Genomic DNA, 19,691 nt, shown 5'->3' on the forward strand with positions numbered 1-19,691 from the left:
CACCCTCGTACGTGCGTCACCGCTGGGTCACGCGGCCCGGTAGGCCGCCCGCAGCTTGGCCACCGCGCCGGTGAGGTCACCGGTGAGCAGCAGGTGGTCGGCCTCGGCGAACGGCTTGGAGACCGCCGCCGTCAGCTTTCCGCCGGTCTTCTGCTGGACCAGCAGCCGGGCCTGGTCCACGATCGCCTTGCCCGCCGCGGTCTTGCCGAGGTGGGCCTTCTCCGCGATCCCGGCGGCCACCGCGAGGGCGGTCAGGGTGATCTCGCCGCCGACGGGGGCCTTCTTCAGGGTGGTGAGGCCCCAGCCGAAGGGGAACTGCGGGTCGTAGGTGGCGTCGCCCACGTTGATGGGCAGCTGGGCCTCGGACTTCGGCCAGGTGACGGGCAGCTGGCCGGTGAAGGCGCGCTTGCCGTAGAGCACGTCGGCCACGCCGTCGCCCTCGGTGCCCGGGAGCCAGGAGGCGACCAGGGCGTCGATGTCGCCGAGGCGGTCGCCGATGAGCTGGGGGCGGCCGGAGACGACCAGGACGGCGCACTTCATCGCGGCGCAGACCTTGTCGATCGCCGCCTTGTCGGCGGCCGTCAGCTCCAGGTCGTTGCCGTTGCCGACGTCGCCGATGCCCTCGGCGTACGGGGTCTCGCCGACGACGACCACACCGACGTCGTAGCCGTCGGTGGCGGCGGAGGCGTCCTTGGAGTAGGTGACGTCGGCGGAGTCCTTCTGCATGCCCTGCAGGATGGTGGTGCCCTGCGTGATGGCACCGGAGGAGCCCTGCCAGCTGACGGTCCAGCCACCGGCCTGGTTGCCGATGTTGTCGGCGTTGGAGCCGGCGACGTAGACCTTCTGGTCCGCCTTCAGCGGGAGGACGGCGCCGTCGTTCTTCAGCAGCACCTGGGACTTGGCCGCGGCCTCGCGGGCCACCGCGCGGTGGGCGGCGGAGCCGATGTCGTCGATGTTCGAGGTGTCCGCGTAGGGCTTCTCGAAGAGGCCCAGCTTGAACTTCTGGGTCAGGATGCGGGAGACCGCGTCGTCGATCCGGGCCTGGCTGATGCGGCCGGCGGTGACCTCGCTCCGGAGCGTGGTGGTGAAGTCCTGGTACGCGGTCGGCACCATGATCATGTCGAGGCCCGCGTTGACCGAGGTGCGCACGTCGCTGGCGTAGTCACCGGGGAGCTGGTCGATGGCCTGCCAGTCGCTGATGACGAAGCCCTCGAAGCCCATCCGGTCCTTGAGGACGCCGTTGATCATCTCGGCGTTGCCGTGCATCTTCACCGGGCCCTGGTCGTCGCCCAGGATGTCCAGCGAGGAGTACGACGGCATGACGGTGCCGATGCCGCGGTCCACCGCCTCCTGGAACGGTGCGAGGTGCACCGCCTCCAGCTCGTCGCGGGTGACCTTGGTGACGCCCTGGTCGATCGTGTAGGAGCCGGTCGTGGAGGAGCCGAACTCGGTGCCGCCGTCGCCGACGTAGTGCTTCGCGGTGGCGAGCACCTTGTCGTTGCGGTCCAGGTCCTTGCCGGACGCGGAGCCCTGCATGCCCTGGATCACGGTCTCCATGGACTCGACGAGCGCCGGGTCCTCGCCGTAGGACTCGTAGGACCGGCCCCAGCGCTCGTCACGGGTGACGCAGACGCAGGGGGCGAAGTCCCACGGGATGCCGGTCGCGCGGACCTCGCTCGCGGTGACCGCGCCGGTCTTCTCGGCGGTCTGCGGGTCGCGGGAGGCGCCGATGCCGATGTTGTGCGGCATGATCGTCGAGCCGATGACGTTGTTGTGGCCGTGCACCGCGTCCACGCCGTAGATCAGCGGGATCTGGAAGCGGGTCGCCTGGGCGCGCAGCTGGTACGAGTCGATCATCTGCGCCCACGCCTCGGGGGTGTTGGGCGTGGGGACCGAGCCGCCGCCGGAGAGCAGCGAGCCGAGGTCGTACGAGGCGATGTCGCCGGGGCTGCGCAGCGCGTTGCGCTCGGCCTGCGTCATCTGGCCGGCCTTCTCGGCGGGCGAGAGCCGGGAGAGCAGGTCGGCGACGCGCTGCTTCACCGGGAGCTTGGCGTTCTGGTACGGCAGCCCGTGGGCGTTGATGACGACCTGCGGGGTCTCCGTCGGGGCCTTGGCGCCGGTGACGGTGAGGACGAGCGGGACGGTCCGGGCCTCGGACGCCTTCTTCGCCTTCTTGGTGGTCACCGTGACGGTGTGGGTGGCGCCGGACGCGGTGCCCGCCGGGAAGGTGTACGTACCGGTGACCGGGGTGTAGTCGGTTCCGGCCACCGCGGTGCCGCCCTGCGTGGTGTACGCGACGGTGACGGGCTCCTCGATGGGCTGTCCGCCGGTGGTGGAGAGGGTGAGGCCGATCGTCGCGGCGGCGCCGTCGTCCACCGGGTGCACGGTGGCGTCCGTGGCGATGCCGGCGGTCAGCGCCGGGTCGGCCTTGCCGTAGAGCTCCATGCCGTCGATGGCGAAGGAGCCGGGGGCGCCGGGCGGCAGGGTGAGGGCGTAGCCCCACATGCGGTCCAGGCCGAGGATGTGGTCGATGCCGCCGACGGGCTGGTAGTCGCCGCGGTAGACGAAGTCCGCGAACGGGACCTCGACCTGGTGCCAGCCTTCCCAGTCGTCGGTGAAGGACATGGTCCACAGCTCGGAGGCGCCGCCGTTGGCGCCGCCGTCCTTGATCTCGAAGCTGATCTTCTTGCCGGAACCGGGCGGCAGGGGCGCCTTGTTCTGCCCGTACCACCAGAAGCGGATGCCCTTGTGGGCGCTCCAGTTCTGGGGGGCCTGGTCGACGGCGAACTCGTGGCTCAGCCCGCCGTAGCTGCTGATGTCGTAGGTGCCTTCGAGGACCTTGGAGCCCTCGGGGGCGTCCGCGCGCTCGGTGAAGGCGATCTTCGGCTGGTCGTCGGCGTCCCCGCCCCAGGTGAAGATCGAGTCGGCGGGCGGGTTGCTGAGCGGGACCTCGCCCTCGAACCGGTCGATGAGCACGGGTGCGGGGTCGTCGGCCGCCGCGGGGACGGCGGCCGTGATCAGCCCGGCGAGAACCGTGACGGCGGCGAGGAGGGCGCGTGCCGATCCTCTTCGGTGGCGGGTGGCTGGCATGGGCGGCTCTTCTCTCGGCTCGGCTGCGCGGGGTCCGGCAGCGTGCGGGCGGGGCGCGGGGGGTGGGGCGGGAGGATCGTGGGGCCGGGGCCCGTGGGGGGTGGGTGGGTCCCGGTGCGGGCGGCCGTCCGAAGCCGCGGGCGCACCGGGAGGGGGTCAGGGCGCCGAGCGGCGCACCACGAGTTCGGTGGGGAGCACGGCCGGTTCGTCCGGGGCGGGGGTGCCGCCGAGGTGGGCGAGGAGCATCCGGGCCGCCGTCTCCCCCATCGCCCGGGTGGGCTGGCGGACGGTGGTCAGCGGGGGCGCGGTGTGCGCGGCCATCGGGATGTCGTCGAAGCCGATGACGGCGACGTCGTCCGGGATCCGGCGGCCGGCGGCGTGGAGCGCCCTGAGGGCGCCGGTGGCGCTGACGTCGTTGAGCGCGAAGAGGGAGTCGAACCGTGCGCCGGAGGCGAGGAGTTCGGCCATGGCGCGTTCGCCGCCGCGTTCGGTGAAGTCGCCCTGGGCGACGAGGGTGTCGGGCAGCACGGTGCGGAATCCGTCGAGCCGTTCGCGTACGCAGCCGAAGTGCGCGGGGCCGCTGAGGACCACCGGGCGGGTGCGCCCGTCGGCCCGCAGGTGGCGGGCGGCGCTCGCGCCGCCCTCGTGATTGGTCGTCACGACCGAGGGGAACTCCGGGTGGTGGCCCCGGTCGTCGATGAGCACGATCGGCAGGCCGCCGCGGTGGAGTGCGGTGAGGTGGCCGAGGGTGTTCTCCGGCTCCACGACCACGAGTCCGTCGAAGGCGCGGGCCGACACCTGGGTGGTGAAGCGGCGGACGGACTCGGCGCCCCGGTTGCAGGTGAAAAGCAGCAGCCCGTACTCGGCCGCCTCGACGGTGTCGACGACGCCCTGGAGGACCTCGCCCATCCAGGACCAGGTCAGCGAGGGCACCAGCATTCCGACGGTGCGGCTGCTGCCCCGGGCCAGGCCGACCGCTCCGGAGCTGGGGACGTAACCGAGGTGTGCGATCACTTCACGAACGCGGGAGGCGGTGGAACGGTCCACGTCCGCCTTGGTGTTGAGCACCCGGGAGACGGTGGTCTTGCTGACTCCGGCGGCACGGGCCACATCGGCGATGGTGACGCGCAACGAGGCCTCCTTGCCACGGCGGAACACTGAACTCGCTTGCCCTACCGGCGCTTTCGGCACCGCAAGGGCTGTTTTCTGCATGTGCCTGACACATGGCGCGGTACGGGGCACCCCACCGGGAGGACCACCGTGCGGCACCGGTCCCGGAACCGGTACCGGGCTCGCGGCTGGAGTTAACCCCGCCGGAACAGAGCCGTCAATACTTCACACCGAGATTGATCCAAGCCCATCCGGCAGGCAGGAGAAGGCAGTTGTGCCTTCACTTCTTGTACGCACGCGCCCTCTTGACGCGGGCCGGTGGGGGCAGTTCACTCACGGCTCGATCGACGGCAGCACCCCACACCTGTGCCGAAGAAGGGCATTCCCCCATGATTCGACTGATGCGATCGAACCGGACCGCCGCGGTGCTCGCGGCGACCGCGCTCGCCGCGACCGGCCTCACCGGGCTCGCCGCACCCGCCGCCCAGGCGGCCGGCGAGAGCGTCTCCATCGTCCTGACCACCACCGACGACTCCGGCGGGCGCCATGTCACCCGCGGCCTCCAGGCGCAGACTCCGGTCGCCTTCGGGTCCGGCAGCGGGAGCGCGGGCACCGTGGTGACGGTCGACGAGAACACCCGGTACCAGACGTTCACCGGCGGCGGCGCGTCGTTCACCGACACGGCGGCCTGGCTGATGAAGAGCAGCGGGGCGCTGAGCGACGCGACCCGGGACGCCACGATGAAGAAGCTCTTCTCGCCGACGGAGGGCATCGGGCTCTCGTTCGTCCGCAATCCGATGGGCGGCTCCGACCTGGCGCGGACCGGGTACACCTACGACGACGTGCCCGCCGGGCAGACCGACCCCACGCTGGCGCGGTTCTCGGTGGCGCACGACCTCGCCGACGTCCTGCCGCTGACCAAGCAGGCGAAGCAGCTCAACCCGGCCCTCACCACGATGGCCTCGCCCTGGACCGCCCCGGCGTGGATGAAGGACAGCGGCCAGCTCAACGGCGGCTGGCTGAAGGCCGAGGACTACGGCGTGTACGCCGACTACTTCGTGAAGTACCTCCAGGCGTACCAGGCCCAGGGCGTCCCGGTCAGTTACGTCACCGCGCAGAACGAGCCGACCTGCTGCTCGGGCTACCCCTCGATGAGCTGGAACGGCTCGGGGCTCGCCTACTTCACCAAGAGCGAGCTGCTGCCCAAGCTCCAGGCGGCGGGGCTCACCACCAAGGTGCTGGCGCACGACTGGAACTGGGACACCTACGACGCCTACGCCGCGCCGACCGTGGACGACGCGGCCGTGCGCAACCACCCCAACTTCGGCGGGGTCGCCTGGCACGGCTACGGCGGCGACATCGCCAAGCAGACGGCGGTGCACAACCAGTACCCCACGATGGACGCCTTCCAGACCGAGCACTCGGGCGGCACCTGGATCGCCGATCAGCAGAAGGAGGACATGCTCAACATCATCGACTACACCCGCAACTGGGCGAAGTCGGTCACCAAGTGGTCCCTCGCGGTGGACCAGAACCGGGGCCCGCACAACGGCGGCTGCGGCACGTGCGACGGGCTGATCACCGTCCACAACGGTGACGCCAGGAGTGGGCAGGTGGACTACAACATCGAGTACTACACGATGGGCCACCTGACGAAGTTCGTCCGCCCGGGCGCCTCCCGGATCTCCTCCACCGCCAGCTCCACGATCCCCAACGTGGCCTGGCGCAACACGGACGGCTCCAAGGCGCTGATCGCCTACAACGGCGGCTCCTCGGCCCAGCAGCTCACCGTCAACTGGGGCGGCTCGACCTTCGGTTACTCGCTGCCCGCCCGCACCTCGGCCACCTTCACCTGGTCCGGCACCCAGTCCGGCACCGGCACCTCGACCGGCACCTCGGGTGCGTTCACCGGCACCGGCGGCAAGTGCCTGGACGCGGCGAACGGCAGCGCGGCGGACGGCACGGCGGTCCAGCTCTACGACTGCAACGGTTCGGCCGCGCAGCGCTGGACGGTCCAGTCCGACGGCACGATCCGCGCGCTGGGCGCCTGCCTGGACGTCACCTCGGCGTCGACGGCGGACGGCGCGAAGGTCCAGCTCTACACCTGCAACGGCACGGGCGCGCAGCGGTGGACGTACAACGCGGCCACCGGGGACGTCGTGAACACGGCGGCGAACAAGTGCCTGGACATCACGGACGCCTCGACGGCCAACGGGGCCCGCGCCCAGATCTGGAGCTGCACCGGGGCCGCCAACCAGAAGTGGCGGCTCCAGTGACCTCGGTGTGACGACCGGCGGCCGTCCCGCGCGCCGCGGGACGGCCGTCGCCGCCGCCTACTCCGTCGGCTCGATCCCGGCCCGCAGCAGACCGAAGGTGTACGCGTCCTCCAGGGCCTGCCAGGACGCGGCGATGACGTTCTCCGCGACCCCGACGGTCGACCATTCGCCGGCGCCGTCGCCCGTGGTGATCAGTACCCGGGTGGTGGACTCGGTGCCGGTACGCCCTTCCAGGATGCGGACCTTGTAGTCGACCAGCTCCAGCTTCGCGAGCTGCGGGTAGATCCGCTCCAGCGCCACTCGCAGCGCCCGGTCCAGGGCGTTGACGGGTCCGTTGCCCTCGGCGGTGGCGACGATCCGCTCGCCCTTCGCCCAGAGCTTCACGGTGGCCTCGTTGGCGTGCACCCCGTCGGGCCGGTCCTCGACGATGGCCCGCCACGACTCGGTACGGAAGTAGCGCGGGGCGGTGCCCTCGACCTCGCCGCGGAGCAGCAGCTCGAAGGAGGCGTCGGCCGCCTCGTAGGTGTAGCCGCGGAGTTCGCGCTCCTTGACGCGCTCGACGACGCGGCCGACCAGCTCGCGGTCGCCGCCGAGGTCGATGCCGAGCTCCTTGCCCTTCAGCTCGATCGAGGCGCGCCCGGCCATGTCGGAGACGAGCATCCGCATGCTGTTGCCGACCAGCGCGGGGTCGATGTGCTGGTAGAGGTCGGGGTCGACCTTGATCGCGGAGGCGTGCAGCCCTGCCTTGTGGGCGAAGGCCGAGACGCCCACGTACGGCTGGTGCGTGGAGGGGGTCAGGTTGACGACCTCGGCGATGGCGTGGGAGATGCGGGTCATCTCGCCGAGCGCGCCCTCGGGGAGCACCTTCTTGCCGTACTTCAGTTCCAGGGCGGCGACGACCGGGAAGAGGTTGGCGTTGCCGACGCGTTCGCCGTAGCCGTTGGCGGTGCACTGGACGTGGGTGGCGCCCGCGTCGACGGCGGCCAGGGTGTTGGCGACGGCGCAGCCGGTGTCGTCCTGGGCGTGGATGCCGAGCCGGGCGCCGGTGTCGGCGAGCACGGTGGAGACGACGGCCTGGACCTGGGCGGGGAGCATCCCGCCGTTGGTGTCGCAGAGGATGACGACGTCGGCGCCGGCCTCGGAGGCGGCGCGGACGACGGACTTCGCGTACTCGGCGTTGGCGCGGTAGCCGTCGAAGAAGTGCTCGCAGTCGACGAAGACCCTGCGGCCCTGCTCGCGCAGGTGGGAGACCGTGTCGCGGATCATCTCCAGGTTCTCGTCCAGGGTGGTGCGCAGGGCGAGTTCGACGTGGCGGTCGTGGGACTTGGCGACCAGAGTGATCACCGGGGCGCCGGAGTCGAGCAGCGCCTTGACCTGCGGGTCCTCGGCGGCCTTGCCACCGGCCCGGCGGGTCGCGCCGAACGCCACGAGCTGCGCGTGGGCGAAGGTGATCTCCTGCTGGGCGCGGGCGAAGAACTCGGTGTCCCGGGGGTTGGCGCCCGGCCAGCCGCCCTCGATGAATCCGACGCCGAAGTCGTCCAGGTGCCGGGCGATGGTCAGCTTGTCGGCGACCGTCAGGTTGATGCCTTCACGCTGTGCACCGTCGCGCAGGGTGGTGTCGAAGACATGGAAACTGTCGTCGGTGGCGGTGGCCTTGGTGGTCATGCTGATGCGACTCCTGTCGGATGAGTGGATCCGGACTATCGGCCTCCACTTGCCCCCATCATCTCGCGCACGCCGTCCCGGCCAGGGTGGGGGCCGGAAAACGAAAAAACCCCTCGCGGGTGCGAGAGGTCTGCGCGCGGGTCTGGGGCACGGTGAGCGTGCCGTACGGGGTGGTACGGGACGTCACTGCGGACCGGCGCGCCTGCTGCCAATAATCGTGGACAACGAGGACACGGGAGCAGTTTCGCACAGCGACGGCCCGGTGACGGGGCCGTCTCAGAATGCGGTCGTGACACTCGTCTCGCCCGGAGCCCGGCCCGGGGCGTCCCCGGACGCCTCTCCCCCGCCGATCCGGTGCAGGTCCAGCTCGCGCGTCTCCCGCATGCTCAGGTAGACGACGAGCGAGACGGCCGCGCAGCCGGCCACGTACCAGAAGTACCCGGACTCGGCGCCCGCGTCCTTGAACCAGAGGGCGATGTACTCGGCCGTCCCGCCGAAGAGCGCGTTGGCGACGGCGTACGGGAGCGCCACCCCCAGCGCGCGCACGCCGGTCGGGAACAGCTCGGCCTTCACACAGGCGTTGATCGAGGTGTAGCCGGTGACGACGACCAGGGCCAGCAGCGAGAGCCCGAGGGCGGGCCAGAAGGTCCCGGCGTGCTTGAGCATCATCATGACCGGCACCGTCAGCAAGGTGGAGCCGACGGCGAACCCGATCAGCAACGGGCGCCGCCCGATCCGGTCGGAGAGCAGCCCGGCCAGCGGCTGGAGGCACATGAAGACGAAGAGGGCGCAGAAGCTGACGAGGGTGGCGGTGGACTTCTCCATCCCGGCGCTCTTGGAGAGGAACTTCGTCAGGTACGTGGTGTACGTGTAGTACGCGACGGTGCCGCCCATGGTCAGCGCGACGACGAGGAACGCCTCGCGCCGGTGCGCCCACAGGGCCTTGAGGGTGCCCCGGTCGGCGTCCTCGGCCGCGCCGGACTCCGCGTAGACCTCGGTCTCCAGCATGGTGCGGCGCAGGTAGAAGACGACGGCGGCACCGAGCGCCCCGACGACGAACGGCACCCGCCAGCCCCAGTCGTGCAGGGCGTCCTCGGAGAGGGTGTGCTGGAGGAGGATGAGCAGCCCGAGCCCGATGAGCTGCCCCGCCGTCATCGACACGTACTGGAAGCTGGAGGCGAACCCGCGCCGGTCCGGGCGTGAGGCCTCGGTGAGGTACGTGGCACTGGCCGCGTACTCGCCGCCCACCGACAGGCCCTGGAGCAGCCGGGCCACCAGGAGCACGGCGACCCCGCCGTACCCGGCGACCGCGTACGTCGGGGCAATGGCGATGAGGATCGCGGAGGCCGACATCAGCGTGACGGTGAGGGTGAGCGCGGCCTTGCGGCCCCGGCGGTCGCCGATCCGGCCGAGCAGCCAGCCGCCGACCGGCCGCATGAAGAACCCCACGGCGAAGATGCCCATGGTGTTCATCAGGTTCGCGGTCCCGTTGCCCTCGGGGAAGAACGCGTCCGCGAAGTAGACCGCGAAGGTCGCGTACACGAACCAGTCGAACCACTCGACCATGTTCCCGGCCGAACCGACCCAGATCTTCTTCCACTGCTCTCGTCCCATGGTCGGCCACCGTGCCGCACGCCGGGGAGAGCGGACAAGGGAGCGGAGGGCAACGATCCGGTTTACTTGCGTGCGTTGCGTAACCGAGGCGGGCGGTGCACGGCCAACAGATCGGGGTGCAGGGCAGGTTGGCTCCCGGCTTCGGTTCCACCCCGTTCGCGAGGGGCAGGGCGAGGCATGCGCGGGCAGCGGGCAGCGCAGCCGACGGGCCCCCGCCCAGGAGAGGCGGGGGCCCGGAGAAGCGAGTACGGGACTCACTCGTCGTCGGTGATCAGCGGGTCCTTCGGGCCGGACTTGTCGCGCAGGTTCTTGCGCGCGTCGCCCACGGCGTCCTTCGCGGCGCCCTTCGCCTGGTCGGCCTTGCCTTCGGCGACCTTGCTCCGGTTGCCGGTCATCTTGCCCATGGCTTCCTTGGCCTTGCCCTTGACCTTGTCCTTGCTGCCGTCAGTCACGGGGCCTCCTCGGATGGACGAACCTTCCACTGCCAACGTAGGTCACCTCGGCAGTGCCTGCAGGACGGCGCCTGCCCGGCGGAGTCCGGGCGAAACGGAGGGCGGTGGGAGCGGCGCCGACCGGACTCCCGTCCCCGCCCGCACAGTAGGGTCGGCCCGGTGATCGAGACCATCGTCTTCGACGTCGGCGAGACGCTGACCAACGACAACCGGTACTGGGGCTCCTGGGCCGACTGGCTGGGCGTTCCCCGGCACACCATGAGCGCCCTGGTGGGGGCGGTGGTGACCCAGGGCCGCGACAACTCCGACGCGCTGCGCCTCGTCCGCCCCGGCATCGACGTCGAGGCCGAGTGGCGGGCCCGGGAGGCGGCGGGCCGGGGCGAGTACCTGGACGAGTCGGACCTCTACCCGGACGTGACACCGACCCTGGGCGGCCTTCGCGAGCTGGGCGTCCGCGTGATCGTCGCGGGGAACCAGACCGCCCGCGCCGGGGAGTCGCTGCGAGCCCTGGGCCTGCCCGCCGACCTCGTCGTGATGTCCGAGGAGTGGGGCGCCGCCAAGCCGGAGCCCGCCTTCTTCGCCCGGGTCCTCGGCGTCGCCGGAACCCGCGCCGAGAACACCCTGTACGTCGGCGACCACCCGGTCAACGACGTCTTCCCCGCCCACGCGGCCGGCCTGCTCACCGCCCACCTGCGGCGCGGCCCGTGGGGCCACTGGTGGGCCGACGACCCGGCCGTCCGCGCGACGGCGGACTGGTCGGTCGACTCGCTGGGTGAGGTGGCGGAGCTGGTGCGGGGGGAGCGGGAGTAGGCGGGGCGCGCGGGGCGGCCCCGAGCACCTGGCGTACCGGGCGACCGAGGAGCCGGGCCGGGCGGTACGCACGCCATCGACACCGGCAGCGGTTTCCGCAGGGCCCGGATACGCGGATCAGCCGGCCTCCGCGGGCGTGAGGGGCATCCCCGGCGATTGTCGTGCGGGGTCCCGCCAGTGTGCCGCGAAGGCGCGGGCGGGGTTCTCCACGAAGATCGCACGGGCCACGTCACTGCCGATTTCCAGGGCGACGCGGGGAGCGATCCCTCCCAGGAGGTGACGCATTCCTGGCCCGTCCGCCGTCGAGCGGGCCGATGCCACCACGGTGTCGCCGCCGATCAGCACACGGTCGGCATGCCCGGCACCGGCAAGTGCCGCCACGCACTCCATCAGCCGGTGGTCACCGGCGTGATGGGCCCGGGAAGGCCCGTCGAACGCCAGGTAGGCCCCGGCTTCCGCGACGCGACGGTGGACAGCGGGATCGGGGTAGCGGAGAAGGTGGCCCAGGATCACCCGGTGGGCCGGTACGCCGTGGTCCGCACAGAGGAGTTGGAGGGTTTCCAGGGCCGCGGTGCCGCCTTCCAGGTGGACTCCGATCGGTGCGCCGGTGGCGTGATGGGCCGTCGCCGCCGCGGCCATCGTGCGGCGAGCGTGCTCGTCGAGGTGGTGGAAGGCGCCGGCGACTTTGATCAGGCCAGCTCTCACCGGGCTCCGGGTGAGTTCCCGGACGAAGAGTTCCGCCAACTCGTCGACATCGCAAGCGAACCGGTCGCCTTCGTAGTGTTTCGCCTGGTGCAGGCCGGTCGCCGCGATCAGGTGGACGCCACTGTCGCGGGAGAGCGCGGGAAGGACGGACAGCCGCCGTCCCATGCCCCAGGGCGTCCACTGCACCATGGCCCGTCCCCCGGCCTGCGCGAGGGAGTCCAGTTCCGAGCGTGCCGCCGCGGTGTCGTCGAGCTCCTCGCCGGGAAGGCGGGGGCTTCGCAGGAACAGGTGGTCGTGGGCGTCGCAGACGCCCAGGTCACCGGGGTCGATGTCGCCGAGTACGGTCCTCACCGTCTGTCCCGCCACGGGGTGCGTCACCTCACTCACCGACGGTCGCTCCGACCGGCTTCGCGCGGGGCCGCGCGGTCCTCCAGTGCGGCGGCGGCGACCCGCAGGCCGGCCAGCGCCTTGGGAACGCCGACGTAGGGCGCCAGGTGGACGAAGACCTCGACCACCTCCTCGGGCGTCAGGCCCACCCGCAGCGAGGTGACGACCTGCCCGGCCAGCTGTGGATCGACGCCGCCGAGCGCCGTGAGCGCCCCCAGGTTCACCAACTGGCGCTCGCGCGGCGAGAGTCCGGGGCGTTGATAGGTGCCGCCGAAGAGGGTGGTGATCAGCCAGTCGGGAAAGCCTGGAGCCACGTCCTCCAGCCAGGGGAAGAGCGACCGGGTCGCGGGGTCCTGGAGGATGTCGAGCGTCCGATGGCCCGCCTCCCGGTCGAGAACGGCAGTGGTCAGCCGCTCGGAAAGGGGCACGGGGTCGACAGGTCCGGAATCGGCCATGGTCGGCCTCCTCGTCAGTACGTAACGGTCAAGGCGTTACGACGCTAACAGACGTAACGCTTGAGGCGTTACACTCGGGGCCATGGCCACCGACGACCCGCACAGCTTCCGCTTCGACTGTGGCGCCACCTGGCTCAACCTGCTCGCCACACGGGGCCGCGCCTTCGGCAGCCACCCGGTCGAACGCCTCGGCTCCGCGGATCTGCTGGCGGAATGGCTGAGGATGAGCGAGCTGGCGCCGTACCGCAGGCCCACGCACGCCGACCTGGAACATACGTGGCGACTGCGGGAGTGCCTGCGCACCCTGGCCCTTGCCACCACCCAGGGCCGCACCCCTCCGGATGAGGCGATCGCCGAGTTGAGCGACTTCGTCGCGGCCGGCGACCCTGTGGAACTCACCGGCGGCGACCGCCTGCGCCGCAACTCGCCGGCCACCGCCGGCGAAGCACTCGTCCGCATCGCACGGCAGGCCGCGGACCACCTGACCGGCGCGGACCGGACGGGACTCAAGGTGTGCCCCGAGGACGACTGCCGGGGCGTTTTCACCGATCCCGCCGGCCGCCGCCGATGGTGCCCCTCCCCGGCGTGCGCCAGCCGCGGACGGGTCCGCGCGCACCGCGCACGGCGGGCGGCGCCCTGAACTCGGGCGCAGCCCCCTCTTGGACCGTCACCGCGCGCGAAGCACGAAGGCCGCACCCCGGTTGACCCGGGGCGCGGCCTTCGTACGTACTGCGATCGCGGTGGAGCAGGGGGCGTCAGCCGCCCAGCGGGTGCATCCAGCCGTGGGTGTCCTCGGCGACGCCGCGCTGGATGTCCAGGAGGCGCTCGCGGAGCTTCAGGGTGATCTCGCCGGGGGTGCCGTCGCCCTGGACCCACTCCGCGCCGGCCGACTTCACCGTGCCGACGGGGGTGATCACGGCGGCGGTGCCGCAGGCGAAGACCTCCTTGAGGGTGCCGTTCGCGCTGTCCTCGCGCCACTGGTCGATGGAGACCCGGCCCTCCTCGGAGGTGTAGCCGAGGTCGCGTGCGACGGTGAGGAGGGAGTCACGGGTGACACCGGCGAGCAGGGAGCCGGTGAGGGCGGGGGTGACGATGTGGTTGTCGTACACGAAGTAGAGGTTCATCCCGCCGAGCTCCTCCACCCACTTGTGCTCCACGGCGTCGAGGTAGGCGACCTGGTCGCAGCCCTTGGCGCTGGCCTCGGCCTGGGCGAGCAGGGAGGCGGCGTAGTTGCCGCCGGTCTTGGCGTCGCCCATGCCACCGGGGACGGCGCGGACGCGGTCCTCGGAGAGCCAGATGGAGACGGGCTTCACGCCGCCCGCGAAGTAGGCGCCGGCCGGGGAGCCGATGACGACGAAGAGGTACTCGTTGGCGGGCTTCACGCCCAGGCCGACCTCGGTGGCGATCATGAACGGGCGGAGGTAGAAGGACTCCTCGCCGCCGTGCGCCGGAACCCACGCCTTGTCCTGCTGGACCAGCACGTCACAGGCTTCGATGAAGGTCTCCACCGGCAGCTCGGGCATGCCCAGGCGGTGGGCGGAGCGCTGGAAGCGCTTGGCGTTGGCCTCGGGGCGGAAGGTGGCGACGCTGCCGTCGGGCTGCCGGTACGCCTTCAGCCCCTCGAAGATCTCCTGCGCGTAGTGCAGGACGGTCGTCGCCGGGTCGAGGGAGAGCGGGCCGTACGGGACGAGCTGAGCGTCGTGCCAGCCGCGGCCCTCGGTCCACTGGATGGTGACCATGTGGTCGGAGAAGTGGCGGCCGAATCCAGGGGCGGCGAGGATCGCCTCGCGTTCCGCGTCGGACAGCGGGGACGAGGTGGGCTTGAGCTCGATGGTGGGCGTCGTCATGAGTGCGTGTCCTTCACGTATCTGTGTGTGAGGGACCGTGCTTCCGCCCGCTCCCGCCCGCATGTGCGAACAAGAGCGAAGATGTCCGAACATTGCCGCGAGCTGCGGCCCCACGTCCGATTATCGCTCGTGGAAGGTCGGGCACGAAATGACGTATTTCACGGTCCCTGGGTCGATGGGGGCACCCGGGGCCGCGCATGCGGAAGCCGCCGGGTGCCTGTGGCGACCCGGCGGCTTCTTGGAGTCGTCGGGTCAGCCCGCTACGCGTACCGCGAGCGCGTCGCCGATCTCGTCGGTGGTGCGGGTGACCCCGTCGCGCTCCGCGAGGTCGGCGGAGACGGCCGTCTCGATGCGCTCGGCCTCGGCGTCGTAGCCGAGGTGGCGCAGCAGGAGGGCGACGGAGAGGATCGTGGCCGTGGGGTCGGCCTTGCCCTGGCCGGCGATGTCGGGGGCCGAGCCGTGGACGGGCTCGAACATCGACGGGAAGGCGCCGGTCGGGTTGATGTTGCCGGAGGCGGCCAGGCCGATGCCACCGGTGACGGCGGCGGCGAGGTCGGTGAGGATGTCGCCGAAGAGGTTGTCGGTGACGATGACGTCGAAGCGCTCCGGCTGCGTGACGAAGAAGATCGTCGCCGCGTCGACGTGCAGGTAGTCGGTGGTGACCTGGGGGTACTCGGCCGCGACCTTGTCGAAGGTGTTCTTCCACAGGTGCCCGGCGTAGACGAGGACGTTGTTCTTGTGGACCAGCGTCAGCTTCTTGCGAGGGCGGGCGGCGGCGCGGTCGAAGGCGTCGCGGATCACGCGCTCGACACCGTAGGCGGTGTTGACGCTGACCTCGGTGGCGACCTCGGCGGGGGTGCCGGTGCGCAGCGAGCCGCCGTTGCCGGTGTACGGGCCCTCGGTGCCCTCGCGGACGACGACGAAGTCGATGTCGGGGCGGCCGGCCAGCGGGGTCGCGGTGTTCGGGAAGAGCTTCGACGGCCGCAGGTTGATGAAGTGGTCGAAGGCGAAGCGCAGCTTCAGCAGGAGCCCGCGCTCCAGCACGCCGGACGGGACCGAGGGGTCACCGATCGCGCCGAGCAGGATGGCGTCGTGGCCCTTGAGGGATTCGAGCTCGGCGTCGGGGAGGGTTTCACCCGTGCGGTGCCAGCGCTGGGCGCCAAGGTCGTACTCCTTGGTCTCCAGCTTCACATCCTGCGGGAGGACGGCGTTGAGGACCTTGAGGCCCTGGGCAACGACTTCCTGGCCGATTCCGTCACCGGGGATCACTGCGAGATTGATGCTGCGAGACATGACCGCACCTTAGCCGTGCGTCCCACCCCATGACATGTGCCGTCCACTATACGGACACATGGTGAGCTGTACGCGTGCCGTTCACCTCACGGACGGGATCGGGTCACTCCAGAAGTAGATGTTCTGGCCATGGACATCCCTCGCTTCGGCATCCCCGAGAAGCTCGCCGCCCGCATGAGCATGGCGGAGCAGCACGAGTACCTCCGCACCAAGCTGACGCGCCGCGGCGTGCTGCGCACGAGCGTGGCGACCGCCGCCGTCGCCGGTGCGGGTCTGGGCACCGGCCTCCTCACCGCCTCGCCCGCCGCCGCGCACTCCTCCTCGGCCCACGGCTCCCCGACGGTCCTCACCTCGCGCTCCACCACGCAGGTGGACGGTTCGCTGGTGGCGCCGATCGGCCGCCACCTCGCGTACGGCGCCGACCCGAAGACGCAGATGAGCGTCTCGTGGCAGGTCCCGTTCGCCGTGAAGCGCCCGTACATCCGCATCGGCCTCAAGCCGTGGTCGCTGAGCCGCCGCATCGACGCCGAGGTGCGCCACCTCACCACGCCGACGCTGAACAACGGCGCGATCGCCGCCGCCGAGCAGTTCTACGTGCACGCGAGTCTGGAGCGCCTGCAGCCCGGTACGACGTACTACTACGGTGTCGGCCACGACGGCTTCGACCCGGCCGACACCCGCAACCTGGGCTCGCTCGGTACGTTCACCACCGCGCCCTCGCGCGCCGAGAACTTCACCTTCACGGCCTTCGGCGACCAGGGCGTGAGCTACCACGCCCTCGGCAACGACCAGCTGCTGCTCGGCCAGAACCCGGCCTTCCACCTGCACGCGGGCGACATCTGCTACGCCGACCCGTCCGGTTCCGGCCAGGAGACCGACGTCTACGACGCGCGCACCTGGGACCAGTTCCTCGCCCAGACGGAGACCGTCGCGAAGACGGTGCCGTGGATGGTGACGACCGGCAACCACGACATGGAGGCCTGGTACTCCCCCGACGGCTACGGCGGCCAGAACGCCCGCTGGACGCTGCCGGACAACGGCCCGGACCCGGTCGGCCTGCCCGGCGTGTACTCGTTCGTCCACGGCAACGTGGCCCTCGTCGCCCTGGACGCCAACGACGTCTCCAACGAGATCCCGGCGAACCTCGGCATCAGCGGCGGCAAGCAGACGAAGTGGCTGGACCGCCGCCTCGGCGAGCTGCGCGCCCGCAAGGACGTCGACTTCGTCGTGGTCTTCTTCCACCACTGCGCCTTCTCGACCACCAACGCGCACGCCTCCGAGGGCGGGGTCCGCGAGGCGTGGGTGCCGCTGTTCGAGAAGCACCAGGTGGACCTGGTCATCAACGGCCACAACCACGTGTACGAGCGCACGGACGCCATTCTGAAGAACGTGGTCTCCCGCAAGGTGCCGATCGGCGAGCGTACGGACCCGACCCGCGACGGCATCGTGTACGTCACGGCCGGCGGCGCGGGCAAGTCGCTCTACAACTTCCCGGCGCCCGACACGTACGAGGGTCACGCCCACGACCAGGAGAGCGTGGACACGTACTACGTGGCCAAGGGCGGCGTCCACGCGGCCGAGACCGTGGAGTGGTCCCGGGTGCGCTACACCGGCTACTCGTTCCTCGCGGTGGAGGTCTCGGTGGGCCAGCACCCGAAGATGAAGGTCACCGCCCTCGCCGAGTCCGGCGCGCGCATCGACCACTTCGAGGTCAGCCGCGGCTGACGCTCCGGGACCACGCGGGGTCCAAGCGGGTCCGGGGGTACGCCCGTCGTCCGTCAGCCGTACGGCGGCAGACGGCGGGAGCCCCCGGACCCGTCCGGGTTCAGTGGCCGGTGGATCCGCCGTTGTCGCGGCGGTCCAGGGCACGCTGGAGGGCCGCGACGGCGTTCTGGCGCTCGGCTTCGGTGGGGCGGGGGGTGTGACGGACGCGACGGCGGACGGTGGTCTCTGCCATGGGGGAACGCCTCCTGGGAATCACGGGTGACACGGGGACATCACGGTCTTGCGGTTCGCGGTCGTGCGGCACACGGTCGGACGGCTCACGGTCCTACGGCTCGCGGTCGGGCGGCGGCTGACGGGTAGTACGGCTCACGGGCCGTACGACGCGCGGGGCCTCGCGGCTCACGGGCAGCGCCGGTCGCGCGGAAGGGCGTGCGGGCCGGGTCGGTGTTCCAGGGGTACGGCGGCGGGAGACGCGACTCTGCCGGGTACGACGGAACCGGAAAAAGCCGGAAGGTGCGGGAGCGGTCGCCGCAGGGGTGGCCTGCATCGGGCGAACCCGCTCACCACCAGTCGCTGGTGGAAGCGAATCGTTCGGCTCCTACAACGCTAGGACACCTGGGCCGCTCTGTCCCCACAATTACTCGGACTTCCTACTATCTGAGACGGCAACGCCGCCCGGTCGCCGCACCGATCCCCGCTCCGACACCTGCGACCGAGGGCATCACGCCTGGTCAGGGGCGGTATGGCGATCATCTTGCGCGGTCCGGGCGGGCGGAGCGCCGCTCACACCGGCGGGTACGTCTTCACGGGACATGTCGGTAATGATCAAAAACAGACCGGGCCGGTGGGACGGGCGCGACCGTGCGCCCGTCCCACCGGCCCGGAGACCTGGCGGGGAACCGCTTACTTCTTGACGTACTTCGCGAACTCCGGCACGACGTGGTCGATGGCGTAGGTGGTCGAGAGGATCGAGTCGGTGGCGAACGCCTGGCTCAGACCGCCCTGGTCGAAGACCATCGCGTGGCCGTCGGCGACCGCCGGGATCTTCTTGTACAGGGCGTCGGAGGTGACCTGGGCGGGCTTGAGCCCGATCGGCGCGGTGACGATCAGGTCGGCGTCGAACTGGTCGAGGTTCTCCTCGGAGACGCTGACCGAGAACGCGTCACCGGCCTGCTTCTCGATGACCGGGTTGTTCTTGAAGCCGAGCCGCTCGACGAAGTCGACACGGCCGGTGCCCTTGACGTACGCACCCCAGCCGACCGAGGTCTTCGAGGCGAGGGTGACCGTCTTGTCCTTGAACTCGGGGTGCGCCTTCGCCGCGGCGGCGAACTTGTCCTCGACGCCCTTGATCAGCTTGTCGCCCTCGGTCTTCTTGCCGAGCGCGGTGGAGACCATCCGGGTCTGCTGCTCCCAGGACAGCTTGTACTGGTCGCCGCCCTTCGGAACGCCGATGACCGGGGCGATCTTGCTGAGGGTGTCGTAGCGGGCCTGGTCGCCGCTGGACTTGGTGTCGAGGATCAGGTCGGGCTTGAGGGCCGCGATCTTCTCGTACTCCGGCTCCATGGTGCCGATCTTCTCGGGGCTCTTGGTGTAGAGGCCCTTGGCCCACGGACCGACGCCGTCGCCGCCGAAGGCCAGCCAGTCGCTCTCGCCGACGGGCTGGACACCGAGGGCGAGCGCGGTCTCCGCGTCGCCCCAGCCGAGTGCGACGACCCGCTTGGGCTGCTCCTTCACCGTGATGGAGCCGAACTTGGTGTCGACGGACACCGGGAAGGCACCGGCAGCGGTGGAGGCGGTGGACGACGTGTCCGCGGCGGAGTCGCCGGAGTCGTCGGAGGAGCAGCCGGTCGCGCCGATCAGCACGGCGGCGAGCGGAAGCGCCAGCAGGCCGAGGGAGGCGCGGGAGCGGGTGGGGGTACCGGAACGACGGGCAAGAGGGTTCCGGAGACGCACGTTCTTCATGCCCATGAGGTTAGCCTAACCTTATTCACTTCCCGCACCGGGGGTCCGGAAACCCCGATTCCCGGCGGTTCGGGGCGGGTTGACCCCGCCCGGAGCCGAAGCGTGCCGCGAAGTCGCGAGTAACCGATCGAGTGCATCCAGTCGCGTCGCGCGCTCCCCCGGCAGCGGGGACAGTTGGCCTTCCGCCTCCCGCAGGACGAGGTCGGCCGGTGCTCTTCCTGGGCCTGCCGTCGGTATCTCGCGTTCGCCTTCGCGGTGGGTGTGCAACAGGTGTGTACCTGGTGCCGAGAGACCACTGGT

15 protein-coding genes are annotated in these 19,691 nt (G+C 70.9%); 4 read left to right on the forward strand and 11 right to left on the reverse strand.

From position 1 onward, the window contains the following. Positions 1-27: 27 nt before the first annotated feature. Positions 28-3,090: a glycoside hydrolase family 3 N-terminal domain-containing protein gene (locus tag ACFWEE_RS04405; protein WP_386886242.1), complete on the reverse strand. Its 3,063-nt coding sequence runs from the start codon at positions 3,088-3,090 to the stop codon at positions 28-30. Positions 3,091-3,246: 156 nt separating this feature from the next. Continuing rightward, positions 3,247-4,221 (reverse strand): LacI family DNA-binding transcriptional regulator, encoded by a 975-nt coding sequence (locus ACFWEE_RS04410; RefSeq protein WP_386886243.1) that lies wholly within the window; start codon positions 4,219-4,221, stop codon positions 3,247-3,249. A gap of 380 nt (positions 4,222-4,601) precedes the next feature. Here ACFWEE_RS04410 and ACFWEE_RS04415 point away from each other — a divergent pair, with 380 nt between their 5' ends. Beyond that, entirely contained in the window at positions 4,602-6,476 is a 1,875-nt protein-coding gene (locus tag ACFWEE_RS04415; RefSeq protein ID WP_386886245.1) for a lectin, read from the forward strand. 57 nt (positions 6,477-6,533) lie between these two features. Here ACFWEE_RS04415 and cimA read toward each other — a convergent pair whose 3' ends face one another. From cimA to ACFWEE_RS04430, 3 genes are all read right to left on the reverse strand, one after another. Next, a complete protein-coding gene (gene cimA / locus ACFWEE_RS04420) occupies positions 6,534-8,141 on the reverse strand; it encodes a citramalate synthase (protein WP_386886247.1) in 1,608 nt (535 codons plus the stop codon). 276 nt (positions 8,142-8,417) lie between these two features. After that, positions 8,418-9,755 carry an MFS transporter gene (locus ACFWEE_RS04425; protein ID WP_386886249.1) on the reverse strand — a complete coding sequence of 446 codons (1,338 nt, stop codon included), beginning with the start codon at positions 9,753-9,755 and terminating at the stop codon, positions 8,418-8,420. Between the two features lie 254 nt (positions 9,756-10,009). Beyond that, positions 10,010-10,207, reverse strand: coding sequence for a CsbD family protein (locus tag ACFWEE_RS04430; RefSeq protein ID WP_386886250.1), 198 nt, complete (start codon positions 10,205-10,207; stop codon positions 10,010-10,012). Positions 10,208-10,366: 159 nt separating this feature from the next. Between ACFWEE_RS04430 and ACFWEE_RS04435 the strand changes: the two genes are divergently transcribed. Then, entirely contained in the window at positions 10,367-11,017 is a 651-nt protein-coding gene (locus tag ACFWEE_RS04435; RefSeq protein WP_386886252.1) for an HAD family hydrolase, read from the forward strand. A gap of 117 nt (positions 11,018-11,134) precedes the next feature. On the opposite strand, the gene ACFWEE_RS04440 is transcribed toward ACFWEE_RS04435, so the two are convergent. Beyond that, complete coding sequence (locus tag ACFWEE_RS04440) at positions 11,135-12,088, reverse strand: phosphotriesterase (RefSeq protein WP_386886254.1); 954 nt, start codon at positions 12,086-12,088, stop codon at positions 11,135-11,137. 17 nt (positions 12,089-12,105) lie between these two features. Continuing rightward, positions 12,106-12,564 (reverse strand): carboxymuconolactone decarboxylase family protein, encoded by a 459-nt coding sequence (locus tag ACFWEE_RS04445; RefSeq protein ID WP_386886256.1) that lies wholly within the window; start codon positions 12,562-12,564, stop codon positions 12,106-12,108. Between the two features lie 82 nt (positions 12,565-12,646). Here ACFWEE_RS04445 and ACFWEE_RS04450 point away from each other — a divergent pair, with 82 nt between their 5' ends. Then, complete coding sequence (locus ACFWEE_RS04450) at positions 12,647-13,204, forward strand: CGNR zinc finger domain-containing protein (protein WP_386886258.1); 558 nt, start codon at positions 12,647-12,649, stop codon at positions 13,202-13,204. 115 nt (positions 13,205-13,319) lie between these two features. Here ACFWEE_RS04450 and ACFWEE_RS04455 read toward each other — a convergent pair whose 3' ends face one another. Next, positions 13,320-14,411, reverse strand: a complete 1,092-nt coding sequence (locus tag ACFWEE_RS04455; RefSeq protein ID WP_386886259.1) for a branched-chain amino acid aminotransferase — start codon at positions 14,409-14,411, stop codon at positions 13,320-13,322. Positions 14,412-14,663: 252 nt separating this feature from the next. Next, complete coding sequence (locus tag ACFWEE_RS04460) at positions 14,664-15,704, reverse strand: 3-isopropylmalate dehydrogenase (RefSeq protein ID WP_386886261.1); 1,041 nt, start codon at positions 15,702-15,704, stop codon at positions 14,664-14,666. A 129-nt stretch (positions 15,705-15,833) separates the two neighbouring features. Here ACFWEE_RS04460 and ACFWEE_RS04465 point away from each other — a divergent pair, with 129 nt between their 5' ends. Further along, entirely contained in the window at positions 15,834-17,429 is a 1,596-nt protein-coding gene (locus ACFWEE_RS04465) for a purple acid phosphatase family protein (protein ID WP_386886263.1), read from the forward strand. 100 nt (positions 17,430-17,529) lie between these two features. On the opposite strand, the gene ACFWEE_RS04470 is transcribed toward ACFWEE_RS04465, so the two are convergent. Then, entirely contained in the window at positions 17,530-17,661 is a 132-nt protein-coding gene (locus ACFWEE_RS04470; RefSeq protein ID WP_386886265.1) for a hypothetical protein, read from the reverse strand. Between the two features lie 671 nt (positions 17,662-18,332). Next, complete coding sequence (locus ACFWEE_RS04475; RefSeq protein WP_386886267.1) at positions 18,333-19,397, reverse strand: iron-siderophore ABC transporter substrate-binding protein; 1,065 nt, start codon at positions 19,395-19,397, stop codon at positions 18,333-18,335. Between the last annotated feature and the right edge of the window lie 294 nt (positions 19,398-19,691).

This window comes from Streptomyces sp. NPDC060184 (assembly GCF_042728795.1).
Classification (GTDB): domain Bacteria; phylum Actinomycetota; class Actinomycetes; order Streptomycetales; family Streptomycetaceae; genus Streptomyces.

Excerpts from the sequence above, each read along its gene's own strand:
- ACFWEE_RS04405 (WP_386886242.1), bottom strand. The coding sequence starts at position 3,090 with ATGCCAGCCACCCGCCACCGAAGAGGATCGGCACGCGCCCTCCTCGCC.
- ACFWEE_RS04415 (WP_386886245.1), top strand. The coding sequence starts at position 4,602 with ATGCGATCGAACCGGACCGCCGCGGTGCTCGCGGCGACCGCGCTCGCC.
- cimA (WP_386886247.1), bottom strand. The coding sequence starts at position 8,141 with ATGACCACCAAGGCCACCGCCACCGACGACAGTTTCCATGTCTTCGAC.
- ACFWEE_RS04425 (WP_386886249.1), bottom strand. The coding sequence starts at position 9,755 with ATGGGACGAGAGCAGTGGAAGAAGATCTGGGTCGGTTCGGCCGGGAAC.
- ACFWEE_RS04445 (WP_386886256.1), bottom strand. The coding sequence starts at position 12,564 with ATGGCCGATTCCGGACCTGTCGACCCCGTGCCCCTTTCCGAGCGGCTG.
- ACFWEE_RS04450 (WP_386886258.1), top strand. The coding sequence starts at position 12,647 with ATGGCCACCGACGACCCGCACAGCTTCCGCTTCGACTGTGGCGCCACC.
- ACFWEE_RS04455 (WP_386886259.1), bottom strand. The coding sequence starts at position 14,411 with ATGACGACGCCCACCATCGAGCTCAAGCCCACCTCGTCCCCGCTGTCC.
- ACFWEE_RS04460 (WP_386886261.1), bottom strand. The coding sequence starts at position 15,704 with ATGTCTCGCAGCATCAATCTCGCAGTGATCCCCGGTGACGGAATCGGC.
- ACFWEE_RS04465 (WP_386886263.1), top strand. The coding sequence starts at position 15,834 with ATGGACATCCCTCGCTTCGGCATCCCCGAGAAGCTCGCCGCCCGCATG.
- ACFWEE_RS04470 (WP_386886265.1), bottom strand. The coding sequence starts at position 17,661 with ATGGCAGAGACCACCGTCCGCCGTCGCGTCCGTCACACCCCCCGCCCC.
- ACFWEE_RS04475 (WP_386886267.1), bottom strand. The coding sequence starts at position 19,397 with ATGGGCATGAAGAACGTGCGTCTCCGGAACCCTCTTGCCCGTCGTTCC.